The sequence below is a fragment of the Actinosynnema sp. genome, assembly GCF_052038725.1.
Map to the genome: position 1 here is coordinate 1 of NZ_JBQGCX010000889.1, position 25,931 is coordinate 25,931.

The window sequence follows — 25,931 nt, forward strand, 5'->3', positions numbered from 1 at the left end:
GGCGGTCCCCGGTCCGCCTGCCGACGCGCCGGTGCCCGCGATCGCGAGCCCGGCGAGCACCCCGGCGAGCGCGCCCAGCGGCAGCCCGCCCGCCACCCGCGCGCGGGGGCGGGCGGGGCCGCTGGTCCGGTCGGCGGTCACCGGTCGGCGCCGTCCCCTCCGCCGCGCAGCGCGAAGAAGACGCCGCCGCCGAGCAGCACGACCGCGCCGACGATCCACACCCAGACGGGCACGCCGCCGCCGGAGTCCTCGCCCGAGGCCTCCGGGGTGGCGGACTCCGAGGCGGGCACCGGGGTGCCCTGCGCCGCCGTCGTGGTGGTGAACTTCAGCGAGCCGCTCACCGGGTGCCCGTCGGCGGACAGGACCCGGTAGCCGAGGGTGTACTCGCCCGCCGGTCCCAGCTCGCGCACCGGGAAGATCACCGAGTTGTCCCGCACGGTCGGCTCGGCCTGGTCCTCCCAGCGGGTGCCGTCGGCCGAGGTGACGGTCAGCGTGTTGAACCGCTCGCCCGCCTGCACCGGCTGGTCGAAGGTCAGCGTGACCTCGCGCGGCCCGGTGGCCAGCTCCGCGCCGTCCTTCGGGTCGCTGGAGATCAGCACGTTGTGCGCCCACGCGGCCGGGGCCGCGCCGAGCGCGAACCCTCCCGCCACGAGCGCGGACAGCAGCAGCGAGACCGCGCGCCTCATGCCGAGGGCTTGCCCGAGCGGCGGGTGCGCAGGACGGCGCCCGCGCCGAGGCCCAGGCCCAGCGCGCCGACCGCGAGGCCCGCGCCGCCCAGCCAGCGGGCGGTGTCGTCGGTGGTCGTGGCCGCGGCGGCCTCGGAGTGCGAGTCCTCGGACCCGGCGGGGGCGTTGCCGTGCGAGTCGGCGCCCTCGGCGGGCTTGACCAGCTTCAGCACCGGCGCGGGGTGCTCGGGCTCCTCGTCGGCGGGCGGGGCGCTCCAGTCGACGACCTCGCCGCTGGCGTAGGTCTGCTTGGCGGGCATGACCAGCTGCTCGGTGGTGTCGGGCAGCGGGCCGACCGACACCTCGAACTCGTTGAACTGGCCGGGCGCGATCTGCACGCCCGCGTCGGCGGTCCACACCACGGTGCGGACGGCCTCGGTGACCTCGCGGCCGTGGCTGGTGACCGGCTTGTCGAGCGTGGCCTTGACCGCCTCGACCTGCCAGCCGGGCACCGGCTTCGTGCTGACCGAGGCCAGCGGGTACTCGGCGGGGAGGGTGACCTCCAGCTTGACCGTGCCGGAGTCGGGGCGCTCGTTCGGCACCCGGAAGGTGACCTTGGCGTAGCCGCCCTGGGTGGCCGGGGCGGTGGTCGACGCGGTGACGTGCGCGGAGGCGGTGCCCGCCGTGCCGAGCGCGAGGAAGCCCGCGGTGGTGAGGAGTGCGCCCGCGCGGACGAGCGAGCGCAGGCCGGTGCGAGTGGTGGACATGGTGTGGGTGCTCCTGATCGCGGGTTCAGCGTGGTCCTGGGTGCGGGGCGATCGGGAGCGCGGGCGGCCCCCGGCGGGCGTTCACCCGCCTGAGGGTGATCCGGACGGGGGTGGGCTGGGGGTGGCCCTCGGGCGCGGGGAGCGCGGCCGGGCGGGACGCCGGGCGCGGTTCGCGCAGCACCGGCAGCAGCCGGGCGGCGGCGCCCGCGAGCGCGAGCAGCACCGCGTCCGCCCTGGCCAGCAGCAGGCCGGTGAGCAGCGCGGCCACCACGTGGGTCGCCGTCATCGCCAGCGGGTCGAGGCCGAGGCCGGGTCCGTGGTGCTGGTGCGCGGCGAGCGCGAGCAGCGCGTGCTGCCCGGCCTGGGCCGCGACCAGCGCGCCGACCACCGCCCACGGCGTCCGGGAGCGCTCGGCGAGCGCGGTCCCCGCGCTCGCGGTGAGCAGCAGCAGGGGCAGCACGGGGGTCAGCTCGACCGCCTCGCCCCCCGCCGCGCCGTGGGCCGCCAGGCCCAGTGCGGCCGAGGTCACCGCGACCAGGGACCCGCGCGCCGCGCGGGACGTCACACCTGGTCGAGTGGCCACACCACCCAGCGTAGGAGACGACCCGGAGCGCACGGCAGACCCGTCCGGACCTCCGAAGGTTTAGCCCGAACGGGTGAGGGGTACCGCATACCGGTGACGACCGCAGAACCGCAGATCAAGACACCTCTGCCGGGGGAGCCGAAGGTCGACCGCCCCGGCCGCACCGACTACGTCGTGTTCGGCGTGGCCGCCGCCATCACCGTCGCCTTCCTCGGATGGGGCGTGTTCGCCACCGATTCGCTCGCCTCTGCTTCCAAGACTGCCCTCGGGTGGGTCATGGGAAACCTGGGGTGGGCGTTCGTGTTGCTCGCGTCCGGCTTCGTCCTGTTCGCCCTCTGGCTCGCCGTCAGCCGCTACGGCCGCATCCCGCTCGGCCGCGACGACGAGCGGCCCGAGTTCAAGACCGTGTCCTGGATCGCGATGATGTTCAGCGCGGGCATGGGCATCGGCCTGATGTTCTACGGCGTCAACGAGCCGCTGACGCACTTCGTCAACCCGCCGCCGGGCACCGTGGAGGCCGGGTCCGACGCGGCGCTGCGCACCGCGATGGCCACCACCCTGTTCCACTGGACCCTCCACCCGTGGGCGATCTACGCCGTGGTGGGCCTGGCCATCGCCTACAGCAGCTTCCGCAGGGGCCGCAGCCAGCTGATCAGCTCCGCGTTCGCGCCGCTGCTCGGCGAGCGCACCGCGAACGGCGGCGTCGGCAAGGCCATCGACGTGCTGGCGATCTTCGCCACGCTGTTCGGCTCGGCCGCCTCGCTCGGCCTCGGCGCGCTGCAGATCGGCAGCGGCCTGGAGATCGTCGGGTGGGCCGGTGAGGTCGGCAACGCCGTCCTGGTCGGCATCATCGCCGTGCTGACCGTGGCGTTCATCGCCTCCGCGGTCTCCGGAGTCGCCAAGGGCATCCAGTGGCTGTCCAACGTCAACATGGTGCTGGCCGTCGTGCTGGCGGTGTTCCTGTTCGTGGTCGGCCCGACCGTGTTCATCCTGAACGTGGTGCCCACCGCGATCGGCGAGTACTTCCGCGAGCTGGCCGAGATGACCGGCCGCACCGCCGCCACCGGCGGCGACCCCATGGAGACCTGGCTGTCCGGCTGGACCGTCTTCTACTGGGCCTGGTGGATCGCCTGGGCGCCGTTCGTCGGCATGTTCATCGCCCGGATCAGCCGGGGCCGCACCATCCGCCAGTTCGTCGCGGGCGTCATCGGCGTGCCGAGCCTGGTCAGCCTGATGTGGTTCGCCGTCTTCGGCGGCACCGCCATCGCCACCCAGCGCGGCGGCGCGGACATCGCGGGCCAGTCCACCGCCGAGGGCCAGCTGTTCGCCGTGCTCCGCGAGTACCCGATCGCGTCGGTCTCGATCGTGCTGGTCATGGTGCTGGTGGCGATCTTCTTCGTGTCCGGCGCCGACGCCGCGTCGGTGGTCATGGGCACCCTGTCCCAGCGCGGCTCCATCGCCCCGACCAGGGGCGTGGTGATCTTCTGGGGCGTCGTGACCGGCGCAGTCGGCGCGGTGATGCTGCTGGTCGGCGGGTCGAGCGGGCTCACCGGCCTGCAGAACCTCACGATCATCGCGGCGCTGCCGTTCGCCGTGGTCATGGTCGGCCTGTGCCTGTCGCTCGCCCGCGACCTGCGCAGCGACCCGATGATCCGGCGCGAGGAGCGGGTCGCCGAGGTGCTGGAGGAGGTCTCGACCAAGATCGGCCCCGAGGAGGCGGCGCTGCGCGCGGTCGAGAGCCTGACCAGGGGCGAGGGGCTGAGCAAGGCGGAGAAGCGCGTCCGGTCCGAGGTGGCGGGGAAGGCCGCCGAGTCCGAGGACGACGAGCCCGCCACCACCGGGGGCGTCACCGCGCAGGCCTCCACCACGAAGGGCTCCACCGCCGAGGGCGGGAGCCTGACCACGAGGTGACGGGGTGGGCGTCGGCCCGGTGGGAGCGGTCCTGGGGGCCGCTCCGCGCGCCTAGTCGACGCCCAACCTCCTCAGCAGCTCGCCCTCCACCGCGTCCAGGTCGGCCGCGACGGCGCGGTGAGCGGCCTTCCGCCGCGGCGCGGGCATCCCCTCGCAGGCCCGCACCGCGGCCTGCAGCTGGGCCAACCGCTGCCCGCACCGCTGCGCGTAGCCCGCGTCCTCGTCCACGAGACCGGCCAGCGCCGCGCCCGCGTTCGAGATCCGCGCGTGCAGCCGGGCGCCCCGGCCGGAGTACTCGCCCAGCCGCTCCACGTCCACGCCCAGCCTGGCCGCGCGGTAGCGGTCGTACCGGTCGCCCGCCGCCGACGCCGCGCGCGCGGCCAGCGGCGCGAGCACCGGGAGCAGCGCGGGCACGACGACCTTGGCCACCCCGACGAGGTTCTTCGCACCGCTCGGGCTGATGCCCCGCTTCCGCGCCGTCCTCCGCGCCATCACCGCACCTCCTGCCCGCACAGTAGCCACCCGCGTGGAAAAGATCGCGCCGAGCGCGGGTTGCGGGTACAACGCCGGACCTCCCGGCTTACCCTTCTCCGGTGACTTCCCAGGTGCAGCTCGACGCCGGTGTGGTCACTCGTTGCCGGCGGCGGGTGCACCTCGAACACGACCCGGACGTGCGGGAGGCCGCCAAGGCCCCGCCGGACGCCGCCGGGCAGCAGCGCCGGGCCGACGCGGTGGACCACCGGGCCGCCGTCGCCAGGGCGCTCGGCCGCGAGGTCGGCTCGGCCCTCGTCGAAGTTCCCCCGGACGTGCCCGTCGCGGACCGCGAGCGGGTCACCGCCGAGGCGATGCGGGTGGGCGCCGAGTACATCTGGGGTGCGGTGCTGCCGCGCGACCCGCGCGGTGGCCGCAAGGGCGGCGTCGAGCTGCTGGTCCGCGACCGCACCGGGTACGTGCCGGTGATCGTCGTGCGGCACAAGACCACCGACCCCGGTCACGGCGCCCGCACGTCCCCGCTGTCCTACCCGCGGCCCGCGGGCGCGCGCACCGACCCGGTGCGCAAGGTCCGCCCCCAGCCGCGCGACCAGCTGCGCCTCGCGCACGTCCAGCGGCTCCTGCAGGCCTCGGGCCACGCGGCCCCCGGCCGGGCCACCGGCGGCGCCATCGGCATGGACGCCGACGTCGTGGTGTGGCACGACCTGGAGGCGGCGACCTGGCCGGGCGGGCGCACTGCGCTCTCCGAGTACGACGCCCGCTTCGCCGACCGCCTGGCCATCGCCGACGCCGCCATCGCCGGGACCTCCCCGCTGGCCCGGCCGTCGCGGGTGGTCGAGTGCAAGACCTGCCCGTGGTGGCCGGTGTGCTCGGACGCGCTGACCCAGGCCCGCGACGTGTCGCTCGTGGTGCGCGGCGAGGACGCGATGGCCCTGCGCCGGGCTGGCGTGCCGACCGTGGACGACCTGGCCGCGCTGGACCCGGCCGTGCCCGCCGTGCCGCTGGTCGGGATGGCGCACGAGGACGCGGTGGTGCTGGCGCGGGCGTGGCTGCGCGGGCTTGCCGTGGCGCGGCGGGTGCCGAGGATCGAGGTCGCCAGGGCCGAGGTCGAGGTCGACGTCGACATGGAGAGCTTTGGCGACCTCGGCGCGTACATGTGGGGCTGCCTGCTCAGCGGCGCCGACGTGGGCGTGGAGCCCGGCTACCGGGCGTTCGCGACCTGGCACAAGCTGCCGTGCGCCGACGAGGCCCGCTCGTTCGCCGAGTTCTGGACGTGGCTGACCGGGGTGCGCCGCGCGGCGGCCGAGCGCGGGCTGGGCTTCAAGGCCTACTGCTACAACGAGCTCGCGGAGAACCGGTGGCTGCTGTCGTCGGCCCAGCGGTTCAAGGGGCAGCCGGGCGTGCCGCCGGTGGCCGAGGTGAAGGAGTTCATCACCTCGGACGACTGGGTCGACCTGTTCGGCGTGGTCAGGGACCAGTTCCTGTCCACCAACGGCAAGGGGCTCAAGACGATCGCCCCGCTGGCCGGGTTCCACTGGCGCGACCCCGAGGCCGGGGGCGAGAACTCCATGCGCTGGTACCGGGACGCGGTCGGCATGGACGGCCAGGAGCCGGACCCGGCGCAGCGGCGCAGGCTGCTGGAGTACAACGAGGACGACGTCCGGGCCACCCACGCCCTGCGGGGCTGGATGACCTCGGACGCCGTGTCCGGGCTGCCGTACGCCGGGGACCTGTAGGCCCCGGCGCGACCGCCGGCGCGGGATTGCCGTGCCCGGACTACCTGGATCCGGACTACCTGGGCGCCATGCGCAGCGCGCCGTCCATCCGGACGACCTCGCCGTTCAGGTAGTCGTGCTCGATGATCGACAGCGCCAGCTTCGCGTACTCGTCCGGCAGGGCCAGCCGCTTGGGGAACGGCACCCCGGCGGCCAGGCCCGCGCGGAACTCCTCGGACACGGTCGCCAGCATCGGGGTGTCGACGATGCCGGGCGCGATGGTCATGACCCGGACGCCGACCGAGGACAGGTCGCGCGCGGCGGGCAGCGTCATGCCGACCACCGCGGCCTTCGAGGACGCGTAGGCGACCTGGCCGATCTGGCCCTCGTAGGCGGCGACGGAGGCGGTGTTGACCACGACGCCGCGCGCGCCGTCCGGCCCCGGCTCGGTCGCGCCCATCGCGGCGGCGGCCAGGCGCAGGACGTTGAACGTGCCGACCACGTTCACGTCCAGCACCTTGCGGTACAGGTCGAGCGGGTGCGGGCCGGCCTTGCCGACCGTCCTGGTCGACGGGCCGATGCCCGCGCAGTTCACCGCGATCCGCAGCGGGGCGCCGGAGCCCGCGGCGCTGTCGACGGCCGCCTGGACGTCCTCCTCCGAGGTGACGTCCGCCGCCAGGTAGGTGACGCCCTCCACGGCGGGGGCGCCGTCCACCGAGATGTCCAGCGCGAACACGCGCGCCCCCCGCGCGGCGAGCGCGCGCGCGGTGGCGGCGCCCAGCCCCGACGCTCCGCCGGTGACGATCGCCGCGGTGCCCGAGATCTCCATCAGCAACCTCCATGACCCAGTCGTGGGTCTGGAGGTTAACGGTCGTTCAGCCCGTGGTGCTCGGAGACGTGCAGCAGCGCGACCAGCGGGACCGCGGCCACCAGGGCCAGTCCCGCGAACACGAGTGCGAACATGAGTACCTGCATGGGGAAACGATGCACCCGACCGCACCTCCGGCGCGTCCCCCGGAGAGGTGTTCTCCGTCCACCCCCAGGACTACTTCGATCACGCTCCGCGTCCGACTTCAGTCGGACGGCCACCGGGTGAAACCTCGGGGTCGGAATCCGTTCCTTTAGCGAAGGCAACGAAGTGGCTCCCGTCCACGTAGGTTTGTCCGCGTGTTCACCACGCGCCCTGAACTAGCGGGAACCCACGGCATGGTCGCGTCCACCCACTGGCTGGCCTCCTCTGCGGGCATGGCGGTGCTGGAGGACGGCGGCAACGCCTTCGACGCCGCCGTCGCGGCGGGCTTCGTCCTCCAGGTCGTCGAGCCGCACCTCAACGGACCGGGCGGCGAGGTCCCGGCCCTCTTCTCGGTCAGGGGCGGAGCGCCGCGCGTGCTGTGCGGCCAGGGCACCGCCCCCGCCGCCGCGACCCCGGCCCACTACCGCGACCTCGGCCTCGACCTGGTCCCCGGCAGCGGCCTGCTCGCCGCGACCGTCCCCGGCGCGTGGGACGGCTGGCTCACCCTCCTGCGCGACCACGGCACCAAGTCGCTGCGCGAGGTGCTCGGCCACGCCATCGGCTACGCCCGCGACGGCTTCCCGCTGCTCGCGCGGGTGCCCGTGACCATCGCCGCCGTCGCCGACCTGTTCCGCGACCACTGGACCACCTCCGCCGACCTGTGGCTGCCCGGCGGGAAGCCGCCCGTCGCGGGCGAGCGGTTCCGCAACCCCAAGCTCGCCGACACCTGGGAGTGGCTGCTGGCCGCCGGTGAGGCCGCGGGCGCCGACCGGGAGGCCCAGATCGAGGCCGCCCGCCGCGCCTGGTCCCAGGGCTTCGTGGCCGCCCAGGTCGAGGAGTTCTGCCGCACCGCCCACCGCGACGACTCCGGCCGCGACCACGCGGGCGTGCTCACCGGCCAGGACATGGCGGGCTGGGAGGCGAGCTACGAGGAGCCGGTCACCGCCGACTTCGGCGACTGGACCGTGGCGAAGCTCGGCGCCTGGTCGCAGGGGCCCGCGCTGCTCCAGCAGCTGCGGCTGCTGGAGGGCTTCGCCGACCGGCTGGAGTACGTCGACGGCGCGCCCACCGCCGAGACCGTCCACCTGGCGGTGGAGTGCGCGAAGCTGGCGTTCGCCGACCGCGAGGCCTGGTACGGCGACAGCGCGGACGTGCCGCTGGAGGCGCTGCTGTCCCGGGAGTACGCGGCCGAGCGGCGCGCGCTGGTCGGCGAGCGGGCGTCGCTGGAGCTGCGGCCCGGCGCGCCCGGCGGGGTGGAAGCCGTGCTGGCGCAGCACATCCGGCGCGGGCCCTCCCTCGCCGAGGAGCTCGGCGGCGCGGTCGGCGAGCCCACGGTGTCCAGGACCGGGGCCGTGCGCGGCGACACCGTGCACGTGGACGTGGTCGACCGCTGGGGCAACATCGTCTCGGCCACCCCGTCCGGCGGCTGGCTCCAGTCCTCGCCCACGATCCCGTCGCTCGGGTTCTGCCTCGGCAGCCGGGCTCAGATGTTCTGGCTGGACGAGGGGCTGCCGAACTCGCTGGCGCCCGGCAAGCGGCCGAGGATCACGCTGTCCCCGTCGCTGGCGCTGCGCGGCGGTGAGGCGGTCCTGGCGTTCGGCACGCCCGGCGGCGACCAGCAGGACCAGTGGCAGCTCGGGTTCTGGCTCGCGCACGCGGTCGGCGGGATGAACCTGCAGGAGGCCATCGACTCGCCGATGTGGCACTCGAACGCGTTCCCCAGCTCCTTCTACCCGAGGGCGTGGACGCCGGGCGAGCTGGTCGTGGAGTCGCGGGCGCACGGGCTGGACGAGCTGCGCGAGCGCGGCCACTCGGTGGTGGACGCCGGGCCGTGGGCGCTGGGCCGGATGTCGGCGGTCTCGCGCGACCCGAGGAGCGGGCTGCTCAGGGCCGGGGCGAACGCGCGCGGCGCGCAGGGGTACGCGGTCGGGCGGTAGCCCGGCGGTGAGCGGGAGGAACGGCCCCGGTCCGAGGGGGAGGGGACCGGGGCCGTTCCGGCTTCAGGGGGCGCTGATCAGTCGTTGCCCTCGATCAGCAGGTGCACCAGCGCGTCGGCGGGCAGGTCGCCGTTGTTGACCAGCGCCTGGAGGTCGTGGGCGAACACGTCGGCGTCGACGTTGTCGTCGTCCAGCACGTTCAGGTTGATGTCGCTGATCTCGTTGATGTCGAGGTCCACGATCTCGCCGACCTTCACCGCGTCCGGCGCGTGGGCGTCGATGTCGGGGTTGGCGGTGGTGGTGATGTCGATGGTGTCGGCGGCCATCGCGGTACCACCGAGGCCGAGCATGGCGGCTGCGCTGCCGAGGCCCAGCAGGGCGCCCGTGACGGTCTTCCTCAGGTTCATGGGCGGCAAAGTTCCGCACCCGGAGACCCCCGATCAAGCTCCCTAATCCTCCGGGGTGGATTAGTTCACCCGGCCCGGTGGACACCGCTGTTCGGCCGAGCGCGTCGACCCGATGCGCCACGGGGGCGGCGGGCCCGGTGCGGGCGCGCTGGACGGGGAGCGCGGTGGGGAGACGAGCACGATCGCCACGCGGGGGTAGCCCGCGCGAGGGGGCGAGCCGCCGGGTGGCTCAAGGACGCGGCGGGACCGGGAGGGGCTCGGACCGCCGGGGGTGCGGCCAGGAGCGGCCGGGGGAGCGGGGCGGGGTGGGAACGGCTCGGGGCGCCGGTGCGGCAGCCGGAGCGCCGGGGGTGGGTGCCGGCCTTGCCCGTGCGAGCGGCGCGGGCGGCGGCGGTGGCCGAGGGCCGGTGTCGGATGTTGGCGCCGGGCACCGGGGCGCGTGCTGGCCGCGCCGGGTGGAACAGGGGGCGGAGGAGGGGCTCACCGGCCCGGCCGGGCCGGGGGAGGGGCGCCGGTGTCCAGGACCGCCCGATCGGGCGCGGTCCGGGGGAGGGGCGGGCCCGGAGGTCGCCGGGCGGAGGGGCGCGCCGACGGGTGCGGCGGTGGCTCCGGAGTGGGGCCGAGGGGCCTCTGCGGGGCCTTCCGGAGCGTTGCTCCCAGGCAACGGGTCTCGGTGGTGTTCCGAGCGGCTCGGGAGGCGTCGGGAGTCGCCGCGGGCCGCTGGGAGCCCTCGGGGACCTGCGGGTGGTGACCCGCGGTGATCAGCGGCGACGCTGCGGCGCCGGGTGGGTGCGGCACCCAGCGTGACGAGGCTGCCTGAGCGGGAATGCGCTGGTCGTGGGCCGTGCCGGGTGGACTGGCGGGCTCGTCCGCGTTCCAGGGGGTGACGGGGCCCGCTCCGGGGCGCCGGTCCCCTCCGCAGTTCTGCGGAGGGGCTCTGCTGGTCATGCGGGTCGCCGCGGCTTCCGCGTCGCTTCCGCGCAACGAGTCGTCGCGGGTAATCAGCATTTGCGGATCGTCGGCCGGTTGTTGTTCTTCCGGTCGCACCGGCTTGGCTTCCGGTCTATATGGGGTGAATATTCACCCGATATTCGGTGACGATCTGTGATTGAGGTGTTCCGGTCGTTTAGGTCGCGCGATTACGCGATGGCGCCGGGGGGCAGCTTCAGGGTGAACGGCAGCGTCGTGACGACCGCGAGGTCGGACGCCGTCCGCTTCATGAGGGTGGGCGCGTTGCGCGTTCCCGGCTCGGGCAGGTCGAGCAGCCGGTCGACCGCCTCGACGAGCGGACCTTCATAGATCCAGACCGCCTGAGCTGCGCGTGAGCTCTCCCGGACGGCGGGCAGCCTGCCCGCGCGGGCCTCGGTCTCCGACCAGAAGAGGATCGAGTCGATGAAGCCGCGGCGCTGCTTGAACGCCATGATGCGGTCCAGCTGCCCGTCCTCGTCCCGGAGGTGGAGGAACTGGAACCCGCTTTCGCGCAGCTCGACGACCTTGCTCAGTGCGAGATCCATGACGCACCTACCTCTTGTTCTGAGGTTCCCCAGCATGAACAGGGCCGGTGACCCGGAAATGATCGTACGCCAAGCCGACAATCCCCCGTAAGGACTAGGTCGGAGAAGTCGCGGGATTGAGATGACAACGGGTGACGCTTTTCGGAGTGCCCGCAGCGCATCGGCGGTTCGAGTCCACAATTCCGCCGCCGTAGCGGTGACGAGGCTCACGTGACGCCACATCGGTCCCCCGTGCCGTCACCTGGTCCGGTGAACCCCTGCCCGGACGTGCGACTTGTCCCGTTGGTTGCCGACCACTGCCCCCACCAAACCCCCAGACCCCCGGAAGTGCCAAGCACCGGGTGCGGGACCACCCCTGCCGTTACCCTGGACGGGTGACCTCTGACCAGCGCGCAGGGCTGCCGCCGCTGCCGGAGTCGATGCTCCCCAGGGACCACGCCCTCTACCGCCCCCGGCACTCGGGCAGGCAGCGCCCCGCGCTGGTCGCGGCCGGGGTCTACTTCCTCCTCCCGCTGCTCCTGCTGGCGGTCGGCGTGCGGCCGGGCGAGTTCGAGAACCGCGAGCTCGCCGAGTTCCCCTCCGTCACCGACGGCTGGGACTTCTTCACCGGGTTGAGCGACTGGGCCGACGACCACATCCCGCTGCGCGAGCAGGCCGTCGCCGCCGCCGACGGGATCAGCCGGGGCGTCTTCGGCGAGCCCGCGCCCCTGCGCGGCCCCTCCACCGGCACCGGCCCCATCCCCGAGGTCCCCTCCAAGGACCCGTCCGCCGACCGCCCCACCCCGACCGGCCACGTCCGCGTGCTGGAGGGCAAGGACGACTGGCTCTACCTCGGCCTGGACGTCGAGGGCGCCTGCGACCCCGACTTCCTGCTCGGGGACACCCTCGGCAAGCTCAAGTCCCTGCGCGCCGCCGTCGAGTCGTCCGGTCGCCGCTTCGTGCTGGTCGTGCCCCCGAACAAGTCCACGGCCGTGCCCGAGAAGCTCCCGTCCAAGTACTACGGCGCCGACTGCGCGGCCAAGGCCCGCGACGACCTGTGGAAGCGGCTGCCCGAGACCGGCGCGATCGACCTGCGCTCCGCGCTCGCCGACGAGGCGAAGCGCCTCCAGGCCCCCGTCTACCTCCAGCGCGACTCGCACTGGAACCACGCGGGCGCGATGGTCATGGTCCGCAGGGTCGCCGAGGAGGTCCAGCCCGGCGTCACCGCCTCCTGGAAGGTCGAGCCCGCCGAGGAGTCGAAGGTGGCCGCCGACCTCCCCACGCTGCTCGGCCACCCCGAGGAGATCACCCTGACCTCCTACGACGTCCTCGCCGACGGCAAGAAGAAGGCGGGCGAGCCGCTCAAGGGGCCGTGGGACCAGCCCAAGACCACCACCAAGGCCAGGGGGACGGGCATCGCCAACGCCACCGCCCTGCTCATCGGCGACTCGTTCAGCGAGCAGGCCGCGCCCTACCTGTCCGGGGTGCTCACCCGGTTCACCTACCAGAACGCGGCCACCATCCAGGCCGACCCGGCGGCCACCGCCCGGCTCATGGTCCAGAACGACGTGGTCGTGGTCGAGATGGTCGAGCGCAACGTCGTGATCGGCGCCAGCTCGCTGCTCGCCGAGGGGACCCTGAACGAGATCAAGGCGCAGCTCGCCGCCAACCCGAAGCGCTGAGCGCCCTGGGCCCCAGCCCTCGAAGCGCTGAGCACTCGGCCGGTTACCCGTGCCGGTGACGGGTACCGGGGGCGCGCCCCGCGCTGAGTAGAGTCCACCCGTGCTCGCCGACCCCCAGCCCGCAGGCGGAACCGCAGCCCTGTGGAGCAGCAGCGACCTGCCCGGACTGGGCGACCAACTCCTCGTGCGCGTGATCGAGCGCGAGCTCCGCGCCCGCCTCGGCGACTGGTGCGTGCGCCCGTTCGCCCCGCACGGGTGGACCCGGCCCCAGCGCGCCGACGCGGGCTTCATCGCCGAGCCGCTCGGCGAGCGCACCCCCCGCCGGGTGCGGGAGCTGGCCGAGAACCACCACCTGCACCTGGTCGCCCCCTCGTTCCCGCTCGGGGACGACCTCGCCGCGCGCTACGGCGCCGACGTGCCTGGCGCGGCGTTCTTCACCGCTGGCCTCGGGTTGCGCCCGGACGCGGCGTGCGTCGCGGTCCGCGTCGCCGAGTCCGTGCCCGCCGAGCTGGTCGCCTGGGCCGGTCGGCAGCCCCTGCTGTCGGTGCGCGACGAGGAGTCCGCGCGGCGGCTGCGCGAGGCGGGCGCCAAGGCCGAGGTGGCCGTGGTCGGGCACCCCGGCCTGCTGCTGGAGCGGCTGCTCCCCGCCGACTCGCTCAAGGCCCGCGCGAACCAGCTGCGCCAGCTCGGCCAGCTGCCCGCCGGCGGGCGCAGCTACCTGGTCGTGCAGGTGCCCGCCGAGGGCTTCGAGAAGCTCCGCCCCACCATCGCCAAGATCGTCGAGCTGCTGGCCGTGCAGGACGTGGTGCTGCTGCCGATCGGGGTGCCCGTCCCCGAGGGCGACTGGGTCGCGCTGCCACCGGACACGGTGCTGGAGGACCGGGCCGCCGTGCTCGCCGACTCGGCCGCCGTGATCGCGGTGGACGAGCACGTGGCCGCCGCCGCCCAGGCCTACGGGCGCAACTGGGTGCTGCTGGACCCGACCGGTCGCGAGGGCGCCGCCGCCGAGCTGTTCGGCGCGGTCGAGCGGGTCGCGCAGCGGCCCAGCCAGCTCGCCGCCGCGTTCCGCCGGGCGCTGAAGGCGGGTCCCGGCGGGCACGAGGAGGCCGTGCGGGCGCTGGACGAGCACCTGGACGCGGTCGCCGAGACCGCCGAGGCGGCGTTCGCGGCCAGCGGTCAGGGCCTGCCCGACCGGGTCGCCGCGCTGGTCGCCGAGAACCGCGCGCTGCGGGTGGCCCACCACCGGCTGCGCGAGCGCGTCACCGCGGACCGGCACGCCATGGTCGAGCTGACCCTCGGGGGCGGCCCGGTGGAAGGCGGCCCCGAGCTGGAGGAGGAGCGGCGGTTGCACGGGGAGCTGGCCGAGCGGCACCGGGAGCTGGTGGAGCGGCTGGGCGCCTCCGAGCGGGAGCTGGACGCCATGCGGCGCACCAAGCTCTTCCGCTACACGCGCGCCCTGCGGTTCGTGTACGGGAAGCTGCGCAGCCGGTGACCCCGCGCATCACGTTCGTCCTGGTCACCTACGGCGGCGGCGAGCTGGCCGCGCACTGCCTCGACGTGCTCGCCGAGCACACGCCCGAGCCGTACGAGGTCGTGGTCGTGGACAGCGCCTCCCCGGACGGCAGCGGCGAGTGGCTGGAGCGCAACCTCACCGGCGCGACCGTCGTGCGGATGACCGAGAACCTCGGCTTCGGCGCGGGCTGCAACCTGGGCGTGCAGCACGCGCGCACCGAGTTCGTCTGCTTCCTCAATGCCGACGTCGAGGTCACCGAGGGCTGGCTGGCCCCGCTGCTGGAGCTGCTCGACCGCACCCCGGCCGCCGCCGCGGCGGCCCCGCTGATGGTGTTCCCGGACGGCAGGCTCCAGGAGGCGGGCAGCCTCCTCGGCGGCGACGCGTTCAGCCGCGGCTGGGGCGACGGCTGGGAGGACGGGGCCGAGCTGTACCCGAGGGTGGTCGACTACGCGTCGGCCGCGTGCCTGGTGGTGCGGCGCAGGGCGTTCCACGACGTCGGCGGGTTCTCCTCGGAGTACCACATCGCCTACTACGAGGACACCGACCTGCAGTTCGGGCTGCGCGACCGGGGCTGGCAGGTGTGGGTGCAGCCGTCCTCGCACGTCGTGCACGTGCGGCACGGCACCAGCTCCACGGCCACCGCCGAGCGGCTGTCCGACCTCAACCGCGAGGTGTTCCGCCGCCGCTGGGCCGACGACCTGGCGCTGCGCCCGCCCGCGCTGGGCGTGCACGAGCACCCGCACCGGCTGTGGTGGCTGCGCGACAAGCCCGCCTCGGTGCGGGTCCTGGTGGTCGCGGCGGGCGCGCCCGCCGACGGGGACCGGGACGCGGCGCTGCTCTCCGCGTGGCGGGCCGACCCCGAGGCGGCGGTGGCGCTGCTGGTGCCCGAGGACGCCGCCGACGACGGCGCGTTCGCCCGCTGGCGCTCGCGCGGCGTCGAGGTGCGCTCCGGCGACGCGGGTGAGGTCAGCCGCGAGCGGGTCGGCAACTACGACGTCGTGGTGGCGCTCGGGGACGTGCCCGTGGAGGCGGTGACCCGCTGGCAGCGGGCCGCGGTCAAGGCGCTCGACCTCGCCTCGCTGCCGCACCGGGCGCACGAGCGCCGGTTCGCGCTGAGCCGCGCCAAGGAGGACGCGGTCCGCGCGGGCGCCGCGCGGGCCAGGACGGCCGAGCTGCTCCAGTGGGCCGACGTGGTGTCCTGCGCGTCCGAGGAGGACGCCGAGTGGGTGCGGGGCGGTGCGGGCGCGACCGCGCACGTGCTGACCCACCCCGTGGAGGCGCCCCCGGTGCTCTGCGAGCTGGCCGACCGGGTCGCCGGTGACGCGGCCGGTGACGCGGACCTGGCCGTGCGCCGGGTGCTCGTCGCCCCGTTCCCCGGATCGGCTGGCCTGCGCCCGGAGCTGGTCAGGGCCATGGCGGTCGGCACGCCGTTCGTCACCACCTGGGAGGGCGCGGACGGCCTCGGCCTGCCCGGCTGGGTGTTCGAGTGCACCGAGGAGCAGCTGCTGGCCGACGACGAGCTGTGGGGGCGGGTGCACCGCGAGCTGGTCGCCGCCCACCGGGCCCGGTTCACGCCCGAGCGGTTCCGCGCGGTCTTCGCCGACCTCCAGGCCGACTGCGGGGTCGCCCCCGCGCCGCTCGTGCCGTAGCCGGGGGCGGCGTGGCGCGGGACGCCATAGCGCAGGACGACAGAGGGGGCGGGGAGCCCGATCGGCTACCCGCCCCCTCGCACGTCCACCGGACTACTGCTGGTGCCTGCGCAGCAGGGCCGCCGCCAGCAGCCGCCGCTCGGCGCCCGCCGTCTCCGGCCGCTCCTCGCCCTCCAGCGCCAGCCGCACCAGCGGCCACAGCCGCCGCTCCGCGCCCGCCAGCCGCTCCAGCCTCGCGGTCTCCCGCTCGCTCAGCAGGTCCTGGTTGCGCATCAGCAGCACGGTCGCGAACTGCGCGATCCGCCGCAGCTCGTGCTCCGTGATGTGGTCCAGCTCCGCCTGCCTGGCCTCCAGCAGGTCGACGCCGTGCCCGACGCCCGCGCCCGCCGCGGCCAGCCCGCGCAGTCCGGGCAGCCCGTCGGCCAGCCTCGGCACCTGCCAGCCGGTCACGTTCGCGCCGTGCTGCCGGTACGACTGGAGCGCCCGGTCCACGAACTCGATCCGGCCCACCGCCAGCGCCGTGGCCGCGATCCACTGGTCGTGGTACGCGGCGGGGGTGCCCGGCGGCAGCGGCAGCACGCGCTCGCGCAGCAGGTCGGCCCGCAGCACGGTCGCCGCGCCGGTGACCGTGTTCAGCAGCAGCAGCTGCTCCAGGTCGGTCCACTGGTTCGGCCGGTTCGTCCACGCGCTCTCGGCCACCACCGCGCCGCCGCCGTCAACCAGCCGCATGTCGCAGTACGCCAGCTGCACGGACGGGTCGGTGAACCGCTCCGCCATCACGGCCAGCTTGTCCGCGTCCCACACGTCGTCCTGGTCGGACAGCGCCACCAGGTCCGCGTCCGCCGGCACCATGGCCAGCGCGCGCCCGAAGTTCCGGTAGAAGCCCACGTTCTCGGCGTGCTCGACCACCACGAACCGGGGGTCGCCCGCGGTCGCGCTGCGCAGCGCGGCCTTGTCGGTGGACCCGTCGTCGCTGATCAGGCACACCCAGTTCGAGTGCGTCTGGTCCTTGATCGACTGGATCTGCTCGTGGAAGTGCCCGCCCGGCGCGTTGTACGTCGCCAGGCACACCGCGATCCGGGGTCCCCCGCCCGGCCAGTCCACCGGGGCTGGCTCCGGCTCGTGCGGCACGCCCACCAGCTCGGGCAGCTCGCGGCGCAGCACCGTCGCGTCCGCCAGCTCCACCAGCAGCACCGGCCGCGCCGCACCGGCACGCACCGGCAGCCGGACCCGGAAGCCCGTCCAGCCGTGCACGCCCAGCGCCGCCGCCACGTCCGGCCTCGGGTGGCCCGAGGTCGCCGGGAGCACCCGGCCGCCCAGCTCCACCGACACCGCGCGCACCGGCAGGTCGTCGTGCACCGCCCAGCCGTCCAGGTCCACGACCTGGCCCAGCCCGACCGGCACCTCGGAGGGCGCCGACAGCTGGTAGCGCAGCCCCGCGTCCCGCTCGCTCACCCGGCGCACCCGCCCGGCCAGCAGCGGCACCGCCGACGGCGCGACCTTGCCGACCCCGCGCAGCACCCGGTCCGGCTCCTCGCCGCCCCGGCCCAGCGCCAGGTCCCGCGCGCCCCGCACCAGCCGCGCGGCGGGCCACAGGTACCGGTTGCCCGCCCGCACGACGCTCGACGACGCCAGCTTGTCCAGCTCGGTCCGCAGCCGCGCGTTCTCGCCCGCCAGCTCCTCGGCCCGCGAGGACCGCTGGGCCAGCTCGCGCTCCACGCCGACCCGCTCGGACTCGGCGTCCGCGACCAGCATCAGCGCGTCGCCGAGCTGCTCGTCCGCCTTCGCCACCGCCCGCCGCAGGTGCGCGGCCTCGGCCGTCGCCTCCTGCCGGAGCCGCTCGACCTCGGCGAGCGCCGCCATGGCCTCCTCGCGCAGCCGCCTGGTCGCGTCCAGCGCGTCCTCGGCCCTGGCCACGTCGCCGCGCAGCTCGTCGGCCACCCCGCGCAGGTGCTCCCGGTCCGCCGCCGCGGCGGCGAGCTGGGTGAGCGGCGGCAGCTCCCAGGCCCGCGCCTGACCCGGCCGGTCCACGTCGCCGAGCAGCGCGGTCAGCACCTCGTCCGACGGCGTCCCGCTGACCAGCTCCTGCAACCGCGCCTCGGCGGCCAGCAGCTCCGACCAGCGCTCCCGCGCCCGACCGGCCAGCCCGACCAGCCCGCACAGCCGCAGCGTCAGCTCGGCCGTGGTCAGGTCGGCCTCCCACGGGTGCGGCGCGCCGCTGCGGTGCACCTCGCGGGCGAACTCCAGCAGCGCCCGCACCAGCACCAGCTCGGCGTCGACGCCCTCGCCCGCGCACCACTCCAGGTCGATCCGCCTCGGCGAGCCGTCCGGGAGCAGCACCACGTTGCCGGGGTGCACGTCGAGCGCGTTCGCCGCCAGCACCGGGACGCCGGGCGTCCCAGGGAGGAACGGGTGCCTCGGCTGGTCGCCCAGCTCGGTCGCGCCCTCCTCGCAGCAGGACCGCCACAGCCCGAGCAGCCCGCGCAGCTCCTCCTCGTCGCCGCGCGCCAGCGCCTCCAGCAGCAGCGAGTCCAGCGGCCTTCCGGGCAGCAGCGGCTCGACGGCGGGCGCCTCCTGGCGCAACCAGCCCGACTCGGCGCCCGCGCCCTCGACCGCGCGCAGCTCCAGCGCGGGCGTGAGCACCCGCGAGCGCCGCCACTGCGGCAGCCGCGCCGAGTTCACCAGCCAGCCGAGACCCGGCCGGACGAACCGGCGCACCGCCTCGGGCGTGCGCGCGGCCACCACCAGGAACGACGGCGACACCGACGCCCCGAACCCCTCCACGACCGCCGCGCGGTGCAGCGAGCGGCCGGGCACCGCGCCGGTGGTGCCGCCGAACGCGCCGTACAGCGGGTCGCGCACCAGCTTGTCGACCAGGTCGACCGCGTCGCCCCGGCCGTGCACGTCGGCGTCCACGATCACGCGGGGCAGCTTGTAGTCCGGGTACGGCAGCATCCACCGCTGGGCCGTCAGGCCCGCGTTCGCCAGCAGCTCGGCCAGCTCCGCGCGCGGCCACGTCCGGGCTCCGCCGCGCGGGTAGTCCGCCAGACCGACCCACGACTTGCCGTGGTGGTCCTCGGGCCTGCCGGTCAGGTAGCCAAGACCGATCTTGTTCTCGATCGCCAGCACCAGCGCGCCGCCCGGTTCCAGCGCGCCGACCACGTCCTCCAGCAGCGCCTCGGGACCGTCGCCGTACACCGACGAGTACTCCAGGACGCCGCACAGCAGCGCCAGGTCGAACGGCCCGTTCAGGCCGATCTCCTCGGCGCCGCCGTCGACGATCCGCACGTTCGGCAGGTCCCGGCAGCGCTCCCGCGCCGCCTCGGCCCGCGCGGGCGTCCCCTCGACGCCCACCACGCCCGCGCCCAGCTCGCCCATCGCCCTGGTCAGCACGCCGGAGCCGCAGCCGAAGTCGAGCACCCTGGTGCCCTCGACCAGCTCGATCGGCGCGAGCAGCGCGGTGCGCTGGGGCGAGAAGTGGTAGATCAGCTCCCACGACGGCAGTGCGCGTGCCAGCTCGGCCGATCCGGCCGAGACGTCCGCAGCGCGACGGAGCCGGGACAGCACCTCGTCCTCGGCCCCGTCCGCGTACACGGGCTGCTCGACCATCAGGAGGTCGGGAACTGCTTCGCCACGCCGATGCCGAACTCCTGGAACTTCTTGATCAGCTCCTGGTCGTTCGGGCCGGGCGTGATCGGGGTCTGCGTGGTCGAGATCCGGACGACCTTGTCACCCGCCGCGTAGATCGCGCGGTAGATGCCGGGCTCGCCCTGGCGGATCAGCTGCTGCACCGTCGACTGCGCGGGCAGCTGGCCCTTGGCCCCGTCCACCATGCCGGTCTTGCCCTGCGCCGAGACCAGGCCCTCGACCAGCGCCTCGGCCTTGGCCTCGTCGCCGACCTCGAACACCATCGCGTCGTAGGTGAACGCGTCCTGCGTGCTGCCGACGAACGCGACCTCCTTGACGGCGGCCTCCTCGACGGCGGCGGCCTCGTCGGCGCTCAGCAGCTTCTCCTCGACCGCGCGCGCCAGCTCGACCGTGCCGTTGTTGGTGCTCGGCGTGCCGGGCGGGTCGGGCAGCAGGTCGATCGGCGCCTTGGTGGTGGTCGTGGTCGGCGCCGAGGTGGACGACTGGGGGGCGGGCGTGTCGCCGCCCTTGGCCGAGTCGTCACCGGAGCCGCTGAAGCCGAAGAACCACACCGCGCCACCGATCAGCGCCACCACCAGCACGACGCCGATGATCGCGAAGACCTTCTTGCCGCCGCCGGACGAGCCCTCGTCGAACACCTCGGGGCCCTGCCGCAGCCAGTTGTCGCTCGACGCCGACGCCCACGGCGCGGACGTGTCCCCGCCACCGCCCTGCCACGGCGGCATCCCGCCGCCCTGCTGCGGGCCGCCGAACGCGCCGGGCTGCGGGAAGCCGCCCGCCGGGGAGGGCTGGCCGTACTGCGGGGCCATCCCGCCGTTCGGCACGACCTGGGTGCGGTCCGAGTCGCCGGGCCGGTTGCCGCCGCCGGGCACCACCTGGGTGGCGTCCGGGTTGTGGCCGGGGCGGTTGCCGCCGCCGGGCACGACCTGGGTGGCGTCCGGGTTCACCGGCTGGATGTACTGGGTGGCCCCGGTGCTGGTGCCGGTGGGGCCGTTCGAGGGCCCGCCCGAGGGCTGCTGCGCCTGCCACTCCTGCGGCGGCGCTGGCTGGGCGGCGGGTTGGGCCGAGGACAGCACCTGGTCCCGGCGGGTCCGGTAGTCGTCGGCCGAGATCCGCCCTGCGGCAAGCTCCTCGTCCAGCTTGCGCAGTTCCTCCTGCCAGTTCACGCCGGCAGCCCCTTTCCCACGTTCGGAGCGAACTCCGCCATTGTGCACGGGCGGTTGCCCGCGCTCGATTCCCACTGCCAACTCGTGACCTGCCCGCACGACCCCGGTTCCGGGGACGTGGTCACCGGCCCCGGTGGCGCGCGCTGTCGTACCGGCCCAGCGCCCGCACCGCGACCTTGCGCAGCAGCGGGACCACCAGCTGGGGCTTCGCCTCGGGGGCCGCCTGCGCCCGCGCCGGGGCCCTCCGCTCCCGCCACGTCCGGTGCGCCTGCTCGACCCGGTCGCGCACCCACGCCGCGGCGGCGTCCTCGCCCCTGGTGCGGCGCAGGTGCTCCCTGGCGGCCAGGCCGCGCTCGGCCGCGCGCGCGGGGTCGTCGGCGACCTCGCGCATGGCCGTCGCGGCCACGTCCAGGTCCGGGTCGGCCCACAGCGCGTCCGCCGGGTAGGGCGGGGAGCCGGGACCGACCGGAACCGGTTCGGCGGGCACGAGCCAGCAGTTCTCCCGGTCGACGAACTCGGCGGTGCCCGAGTAGTCGGTGGTGATCACCGGCAAGCCCATCGCCATCGCCTCCGCGACGGTGAAGCCGAAGCCCTCCGCGCGGTGGAGAGAAACGTAGCAGTCGCTCCCGGCGTAGAGGTCGTGCAACTCCTCGGCCGTGAGGTAGCGCTCAAGCAGCGTCACCCTCGGGTCACCCGCGGCGGCGGAGCGCAACCGCTCCAGCCCGGCCACGTGCCGCTCGCCGTTGATCACCTTCACGACCAGCTCGACGTCCTCGCGGCCTGGGAACGCCCGGCGGAACGCCTCGATGGCGCCGAACGGGTTCTTGCGCTCCACCAGCGAGTTGAAGTCCATGGCGAACAGGAACCGCACCGGCCCGCCCGCGCGGGACTCCACGGCGGGGCGCTCGCGGATCGGGATCGGGAACACCCGCACCGGCTTGTCGGTGTGCGGGGCGATCGCGGCGCGGCAGTACTCGCTGATGGTCCACACCTCGTCGACGCAGTCGAACTCGTGCATCGCCTCGGGGAACTCCTCCAGCTCCCACGACCACACGCCGATCCGGTAGCGCTCGTGCACCACCTGCGGGTGCTGCTCGGACACCGCGCGCACCAGGTCGGCGTTCACGCACAGCACGCTCACCGGGTACACCGGCGCGCTCTCCTCGGGGCGGTCGACGTCGGTCCGGTTGACCACCATCGCCTCCTCGACCACGGGAGCCACGTCCAGGCCGGACCGGGACAGCGCCGAGTTCAGCACCCGGCCCAGCTCGCCGACGCCCAGCACGGCGGTCAGGTGGCCGAGCAGGTTCACGCCGAGCCGGTCCTGCGGCGGCGTCGGCGGGTCGGTCGGCGCGGGGACGGCCCACTCGGGCAGCACGCCCTCGGCGGGCGCGGACTCGCGGCACCAGTGCGCGAAGCCGGGGTGCGCCGGCCTGCCGAACACGGCCTGCAGGTCGGGGCGGCTCTCCCACACGGCCTGGGTGAAGCGGGTGGTGCCGCCCAGCTCGCCGGGGCCGTTGAGCCAGTCCCGGAACTCCGCGCCGGTGAACGCGTGCGGCGGCGCGGCGGGGCGCTTGGCGCGGCGCGGGTCGGTGGAGGCGAGCACGGCGGCCCGGTAGGTCCCGCGCAGCAGCGGCGTGAGGGGGGTGCCGTCGGGCAGCTCGTCCAGCCAGGTCGGCAGCACCTCCTCCTCGTCCAGGTGCCCGGCCCCGATCAGCAGGTCGGCGTACTCGCGCACGAGCGGGACCAGGTCGGGGCGCTCGGACAGCAGCGCGGCGGGGCGGTCGAGCAGCAGCGAGCTGAGCACCCACGGGGCGCGCGGTTCGAAGCCGAGGAGGTCCACCACCTTCGGTTCGACTCCGGGGCGCTCGAAGGCGTTCCACGCCGTCAGCACCAATCCGGGGTCGGCGGAGACCTCGTGCGGGACGAGGGACAGCGCCTGGTCGAACCAGTCCTGGTCGCTCAGCGCGTCCCGGTCGAACCGGACGGCCCGGAACGCGGCGACCGCCTCGACCCAGGCGTCCAGCAGCGACTCGTCGTCGGTGGACAGGTAGCCGGGGTTGAGCACGCCGGTGCCGATCAGGCGCGCCTCGGCCGACTCGGCGGCCTCGCCCGTCAGCGGGCGCAGCAGGTGCGGGGCGACGACGGTGCCGCGCTGCTCGCCGATCGGGGCGGTGACGAACGAGGTGGGGCTGAACCAGGTGACCCTGGAGGCGTTCCTGAGCTGCTCGCGCAGCAGCCACGGCTTCACCGCGTCGACCAGCTGCGGCAGCGGGTGCGCGGTGGCCAGGCCGAGGAACTCGTCGCCGGACGGGCCGATCAGGTCGGGGCCGACGAGGGTGACGCCGTCCGCGCCGCGCCTGCCGCCGTCCTCGCCGTCCAGCACGGCGATGGTGAACCGGTGGCCGGGGTGGTGGGCGAGGTAGGACCTCGCGAGCACCAGCGCGGACGGCAGTCCGCTCTCGGCGGTGGCGGTGCAGGCGACCGGCGTGTTCATGGCCCTCACTTGTTCGCGGCGGGGAGCGCCCCCGGAGGTGTGCTGCGGCATTCGTTGCCACGCGGCCACCGGATTCTCCCCCACTCCGCTCCGGGGGTCAGCGGAAACGGGTGCGCGGTCTCGCGGGTCCCGCAGGGCGGGAGCGCCGCCGGGGTCGGGGCGCCCTGCGGGAGGGCGGCCGGCCCGCGGTGGCGCGGTGGTGCGGCGTGGCGCGCCGCGGGGGGAGCCGTCCGGTCACCGGCCGCCCTGCTCAGCGCGAGACCACGTAGGTGAAGGACTCCCACTCCTCGCCCGCCGCCTCGTCCGGGACGGCCGCGATGACCTCGGCGCCGCAGTGGCCGAACAGCGCCTGCACGAACTCGGTGTGCAGCGCGTGCATCTCGATCTGCTCGCCGGGGTGAGCCTCACCCGCCGGGGTTACCTCCGAAGGTGGGGCGGGTGCGGCGGTCACCGTGATCGGGACGCGCGCGGGCGTCCCGCCCTCGCTCTCCCACCAGGCCACCATCTCGTGCACCAGGTCCAGCTCCAGCACCAGCTCGCCCGCGCGGGGCGCGGTGACCGGGACGCCGACCTCGAACGACTCGCCCGGCGCGACCATCGCGGGCAGCCCGGCCCGGCCGTCGTCCAGCAGCACGACCTCGTCGCCCGACCGCCAGTGGTTGCCCAGCTTGATCGTCTTGGTGCCCGGCCACGGGTGCTCGCTCAGGTTCGTCACCCTGGCCCGGACCAGCGCGGACTGCCCGACCCCCAGCACCGAGGGCGCCTCCAGCACCTCGATGTCCGCCCGGTACGCCTCCTCGGGCATCGGCACGGGCGCGCGCCGGGCGCTCGGGATCTGCACGACCAGCGTCCCGCCCGGCCGGACCACCCGCAGCAGCTCCAGCAGCGCGCCGATCTGCACCCACGGGCGGGCGTGCTGGAGCACGATCAGGCTCAGCGCGCCGTCGAACGAGGCGTCCTCGAACGGCAGCAGCCGCCCGTCGTAGTGCACGAACTCGACCCGGTCCGGGTTCCGGTTCAGCTCGCGGGCGCGGGCGACCATGGTGGAGGCGATGTCGACGCCCACCACGCGGTCGGCGTGCGCGGCCAGCGCGTTGGAGAGCCTGCCGACGCCGCAGCCGAAGTCGAGCACCCGCGACCCCAGGGTGCGCTCGCCCAGGAGCGTCCGGACCTGGCCGACGGCCTCGGGGCCGGTCTTCATGAACTCCTCGACGTCCCAGCGGCCGTCCCGCCTGCCGGGGTCGGTCAGCACGGCCCACAGCGGGTCGACCCCGCCGAGCTTCTCCCAGGTGTCGCGCAGCACGTCGAGCGCCATGCCCGCCGCCTCTCCTCGATCCTCGACCTTCGACCCGCGCGCCTCGGCGAGCGCGGTGTGAACGACTTCGCCCCGCGGGCAGATGCTCGCACAGCCCCGCGGACGGCCGGTTGATCTTCTGACCTGCGCGCGACGCCGCGCGCGGTGCCCCTTCGGGGACGCGAACCCGCCGTCCCGCTCGTGTTCCACGTGAAACACCGCTCCGCGGAAAGCGCTGGTCAGCGGCACCCGGTGCGGCCGAACGGGCGATCGTCGTCGGTGAGCTGGACGTCCCCCGCCTTCGCCGATCGCGCCGGGACGAGGGGCTGCGTCGGAGCGGGTTCAGTGGTGCGGGCACGCCGTCGTGCGGCCCCCCGGTGCGGCGGAACCGCCATTCCGATCACCCGTGGGGGGCTGTTCTTCACCCCTCCGCGCGACACCGGCGGGTGCGAGGGCGGGCGGCGCCGTGGAATCGGGGGCGCCTCCCCCGAGAGGACTGCGGATCGCGGGTTCCTCCGGGAAGGGCCGTCCCACCGCGGTGGCCTGAGCCGGTTCCGCGGTCGCGTCACCCGGCCGGGTGGTTCCTCCGCGTGGACCCGGCCTGGTCGTCCCGGCCGGTCGCTACTTCTTGGTCAGGATGGTCGGCCCCACGATCCGGCGGGCGATCCGGCGCAGCTTGCTCTTCCGGGCGACCGGTTGGGCTTGCTGGCGCTGCGCCGGGGGGACGGTCCCCGGCCCGGCGGCCGGAACGGCCGGGATGATCGGGGCGACCGGCGCGATGCGGATCGTCGGCTGGTCGTAGTTCGGCTTGGACTGGTCAGACTCATGGCTGAACGTCACGTGCGCGATCTTGCCAAACGGGTGCCGATAACCCGAACGGTCACCCCACCCCCGTGTGGGCAAGCCCACACGGGGGTGAAGGTTCATCCGATCAGGCGAGAGCGGCGTCGAGGGTGATCTCGACCCCCGCGAGCGCCTGGCTCACCGGGCAGTTCTTCTTCGCGGTCTCGGCCGCCTCGGCGAACGCGTCCGCCTCCAGGCCGGGGACGACCGCGCGCACGGTCAGCGCGATGCCGGTGATGCCCGTGCCCGGCTTGAACGTGACCTCGGCGGAGGTGTCCACCTGCTGCGGCGGGGTGCCCGCCTGGGCGAGGCCGTGGGACAGCGCCATCGAGTAGCACGAGGAGTGGGCTGCGGCGATCAGCTCTTCCGGGCTGGTCTTGCCATTGGCCTGCTCGGCCCGCGACGGCCAGCTCACGTCGTAGGTGCCGATGCCGGAGGACTCCAGGGTGACGGTGCCGTCACCCTCCATCAGGCTGCCCTTCCAGTGGGTGGTGGCCTTGCGAACGGTCGCCATGCGCAACTCCGTGGTCGAGTGGGAACTTTCGGTGACCAGCTAAGCACCTACCGCGAAGGGCGCGCAGCGCGCGGAACAGCCGACACGCCGGGAGGGCGGAGATCACCGGGACCCCGGAACGCGGAAGAGGCCGGTACCCGACT

At 74.8% G+C, this 25,931-nt stretch carries 19 protein-coding genes; 6 read left to right on the forward strand and 13 right to left on the reverse strand.

The genetic code is table 11. The features are described from left to right. Nucleotides 1-137: 137 nt before the first annotated feature. The 3 genes from ACTUAL_RS18335 to ACTUAL_RS18345 are packed head-to-tail and all read right to left on the reverse strand — an operon-like array spanning nucleotide 138 to nucleotide 2,015. The gene (locus ACTUAL_RS18335; RefSeq protein WP_440901128.1) at nucleotides 138-686 is read right to left on the reverse strand and encodes a copper resistance CopC family protein; all 549 of its coding nucleotides are present in this window, start codon (nucleotides 684-686) and stop codon (nucleotides 138-140) included. Beyond that, on the reverse strand, nucleotides 683-1,432 hold the full coding sequence (locus ACTUAL_RS18340; RefSeq protein WP_096490954.1) for a YcnI family copper-binding membrane protein: 750 nt from the start codon (nucleotides 1,430-1,432) through the stop codon (nucleotides 683-685). Before ACTUAL_RS18340 ends, ACTUAL_RS18335 begins: the two co-directional genes overlap by 4 nt. 25 nt (nucleotides 1,433-1,457) lie before the next feature. Beyond that, entirely contained in the window at nucleotides 1,458-2,015 is a 558-nt protein-coding gene (locus tag ACTUAL_RS18345) for a hypothetical protein (RefSeq protein ID WP_440901129.1), read from the reverse strand. 93 nt (nucleotides 2,016-2,108) lie between these two features. Here ACTUAL_RS18345 and ACTUAL_RS18350 point away from each other — a divergent pair, with 93 nt between their 5' ends. Next, nucleotides 2,109-3,926, forward strand: a complete 1,818-nt coding sequence (locus ACTUAL_RS18350) for a BCCT family transporter (protein ID WP_440901130.1) — start codon at nucleotides 2,109-2,111, stop codon at nucleotides 3,924-3,926. 51 nt (nucleotides 3,927-3,977) lie between these two features. On the opposite strand, the gene ACTUAL_RS18355 is transcribed toward ACTUAL_RS18350, so the two are convergent. Beyond that, a complete protein-coding gene (locus tag ACTUAL_RS18355; RefSeq protein WP_096490957.1) occupies nucleotides 3,978-4,418 on the reverse strand; it encodes a DUF6474 family protein in 441 nt (146 codons plus the stop codon). A gap of 101 nt (nucleotides 4,419-4,519) precedes the next feature. On the opposite strand from ACTUAL_RS18355, the gene ACTUAL_RS18360 reads away from it, so the two are divergent. Then, nucleotides 4,520-6,154, forward strand: coding sequence for a TM0106 family RecB-like putative nuclease (locus ACTUAL_RS18360; RefSeq protein ID WP_440901131.1), 1,635 nt, complete (start codon nucleotides 4,520-4,522; stop codon nucleotides 6,152-6,154). Nucleotides 6,155-6,209: 55 nt separating this feature from the next. On the opposite strand, the gene ACTUAL_RS18365 is transcribed toward ACTUAL_RS18360, so the two are convergent. Further along, on the reverse strand, nucleotides 6,210-6,962 hold the full coding sequence (locus tag ACTUAL_RS18365; protein ID WP_096490959.1) for an SDR family NAD(P)-dependent oxidoreductase: 753 nt from the start codon (nucleotides 6,960-6,962) through the stop codon (nucleotides 6,210-6,212). A 377-nt stretch (nucleotides 6,963-7,339) separates the two neighbouring features. Between ACTUAL_RS18365 and ACTUAL_RS18370 the strand changes: the two genes are divergently transcribed. Continuing rightward, nucleotides 7,340-9,082, forward strand: a complete 1,743-nt coding sequence (locus tag ACTUAL_RS18370; protein WP_218181937.1) for a gamma-glutamyltransferase — start codon at nucleotides 7,340-7,342, stop codon at nucleotides 9,080-9,082. 77 nt (nucleotides 9,083-9,159) lie between these two features. Here the strand turns inward: ACTUAL_RS18370 and ACTUAL_RS18375 are convergent, their stop codons facing one another. Together ACTUAL_RS18375 and ACTUAL_RS18380 are read right to left on the reverse strand one after the other, a co-directional pair. Further along, nucleotides 9,160-9,489, reverse strand: coding sequence for a hypothetical protein (locus tag ACTUAL_RS18375; protein ID WP_012782687.1), 330 nt, complete (start codon nucleotides 9,487-9,489; stop codon nucleotides 9,160-9,162). Between the two features lie 1,139 nt (nucleotides 9,490-10,628). Then, nucleotides 10,629-11,003 (reverse strand): hypothetical protein, encoded by a 375-nt coding sequence (locus ACTUAL_RS18380; RefSeq protein WP_096490961.1) that lies wholly within the window; start codon nucleotides 11,001-11,003, stop codon nucleotides 10,629-10,631. Nucleotides 11,004-11,377: 374 nt separating this feature from the next. On the opposite strand from ACTUAL_RS18380, the gene ACTUAL_RS18385 reads away from it, so the two are divergent. From ACTUAL_RS18385 to ACTUAL_RS18395, 3 genes are all read left to right on the forward strand, one after another. After that, nucleotides 11,378-12,664 carry an alginate O-acetyltransferase AlgX-related protein gene (locus tag ACTUAL_RS18385; RefSeq protein ID WP_096490962.1) on the forward strand — a complete coding sequence of 429 codons (1,287 nt, stop codon included), beginning with the start codon at nucleotides 11,378-11,380 and terminating at the stop codon, nucleotides 12,662-12,664. A 100-nt stretch (nucleotides 12,665-12,764) separates the two neighbouring features. Then, nucleotides 12,765-14,156, forward strand: a complete 1,392-nt coding sequence (locus tag ACTUAL_RS18390) for a hypothetical protein (protein WP_440901132.1) — start codon at nucleotides 12,765-12,767, stop codon at nucleotides 14,154-14,156. Next, the gene (locus ACTUAL_RS18395) at nucleotides 14,153-15,826 is read left to right on the forward strand and encodes a glycosyltransferase family 2 protein (protein ID WP_440901133.1); all 1,674 of its coding nucleotides are present in this window, start codon (nucleotides 14,153-14,155) and stop codon (nucleotides 15,824-15,826) included. The genes ACTUAL_RS18390 and ACTUAL_RS18395 overlap by 4 nt, the downstream gene beginning before the upstream one ends. A gap of 93 nt (nucleotides 15,827-15,919) precedes the next feature. Here ACTUAL_RS18395 and ACTUAL_RS18400 read toward each other — a convergent pair whose 3' ends face one another. The 6 genes from ACTUAL_RS18400 to ACTUAL_RS18425 form a co-directional block, all read right to left on the reverse strand. Further along, nucleotides 15,920-19,435 (reverse strand): glycosyltransferase, encoded by a 3,516-nt coding sequence (locus tag ACTUAL_RS18400; protein ID WP_440901134.1) that lies wholly within the window; start codon nucleotides 19,433-19,435, stop codon nucleotides 15,920-15,922. Further along, nucleotides 19,435-20,640 (reverse strand): hypothetical protein, encoded by a 1,206-nt coding sequence (locus tag ACTUAL_RS18405; protein ID WP_096490965.1) that lies wholly within the window; start codon nucleotides 20,638-20,640, stop codon nucleotides 19,435-19,437. Before ACTUAL_RS18405 ends, ACTUAL_RS18400 begins: the two co-directional genes overlap by 1 nt. Nucleotides 20,641-20,761: 121 nt before the next feature. Next, the gene (locus ACTUAL_RS18410; RefSeq protein ID WP_096490966.1) at nucleotides 20,762-23,137 is read right to left on the reverse strand and encodes a glycosyltransferase family 4 protein; all 2,376 of its coding nucleotides are present in this window, start codon (nucleotides 23,135-23,137) and stop codon (nucleotides 20,762-20,764) included. Between the two features lie 250 nt (nucleotides 23,138-23,387). Further along, complete coding sequence (locus ACTUAL_RS18415) at nucleotides 23,388-24,452, reverse strand: class I SAM-dependent methyltransferase (RefSeq protein ID WP_440901135.1); 1,065 nt, start codon at nucleotides 24,450-24,452, stop codon at nucleotides 23,388-23,390. Nucleotides 24,453-25,052: 600 nt separating this feature from the next. Then, nucleotides 25,053-25,271 (reverse strand): hypothetical protein, encoded by a 219-nt coding sequence (locus ACTUAL_RS18420; RefSeq protein ID WP_096490968.1) that lies wholly within the window; start codon nucleotides 25,269-25,271, stop codon nucleotides 25,053-25,055. Nucleotides 25,272-25,362: 91 nt separating this feature from the next. Continuing rightward, nucleotides 25,363-25,788 (reverse strand): OsmC family peroxiredoxin, encoded by a 426-nt coding sequence (locus ACTUAL_RS18425; protein ID WP_096490969.1) that lies wholly within the window; start codon nucleotides 25,786-25,788, stop codon nucleotides 25,363-25,365. Between the last annotated feature and the right edge of the window lie 143 nt (nucleotides 25,789-25,931).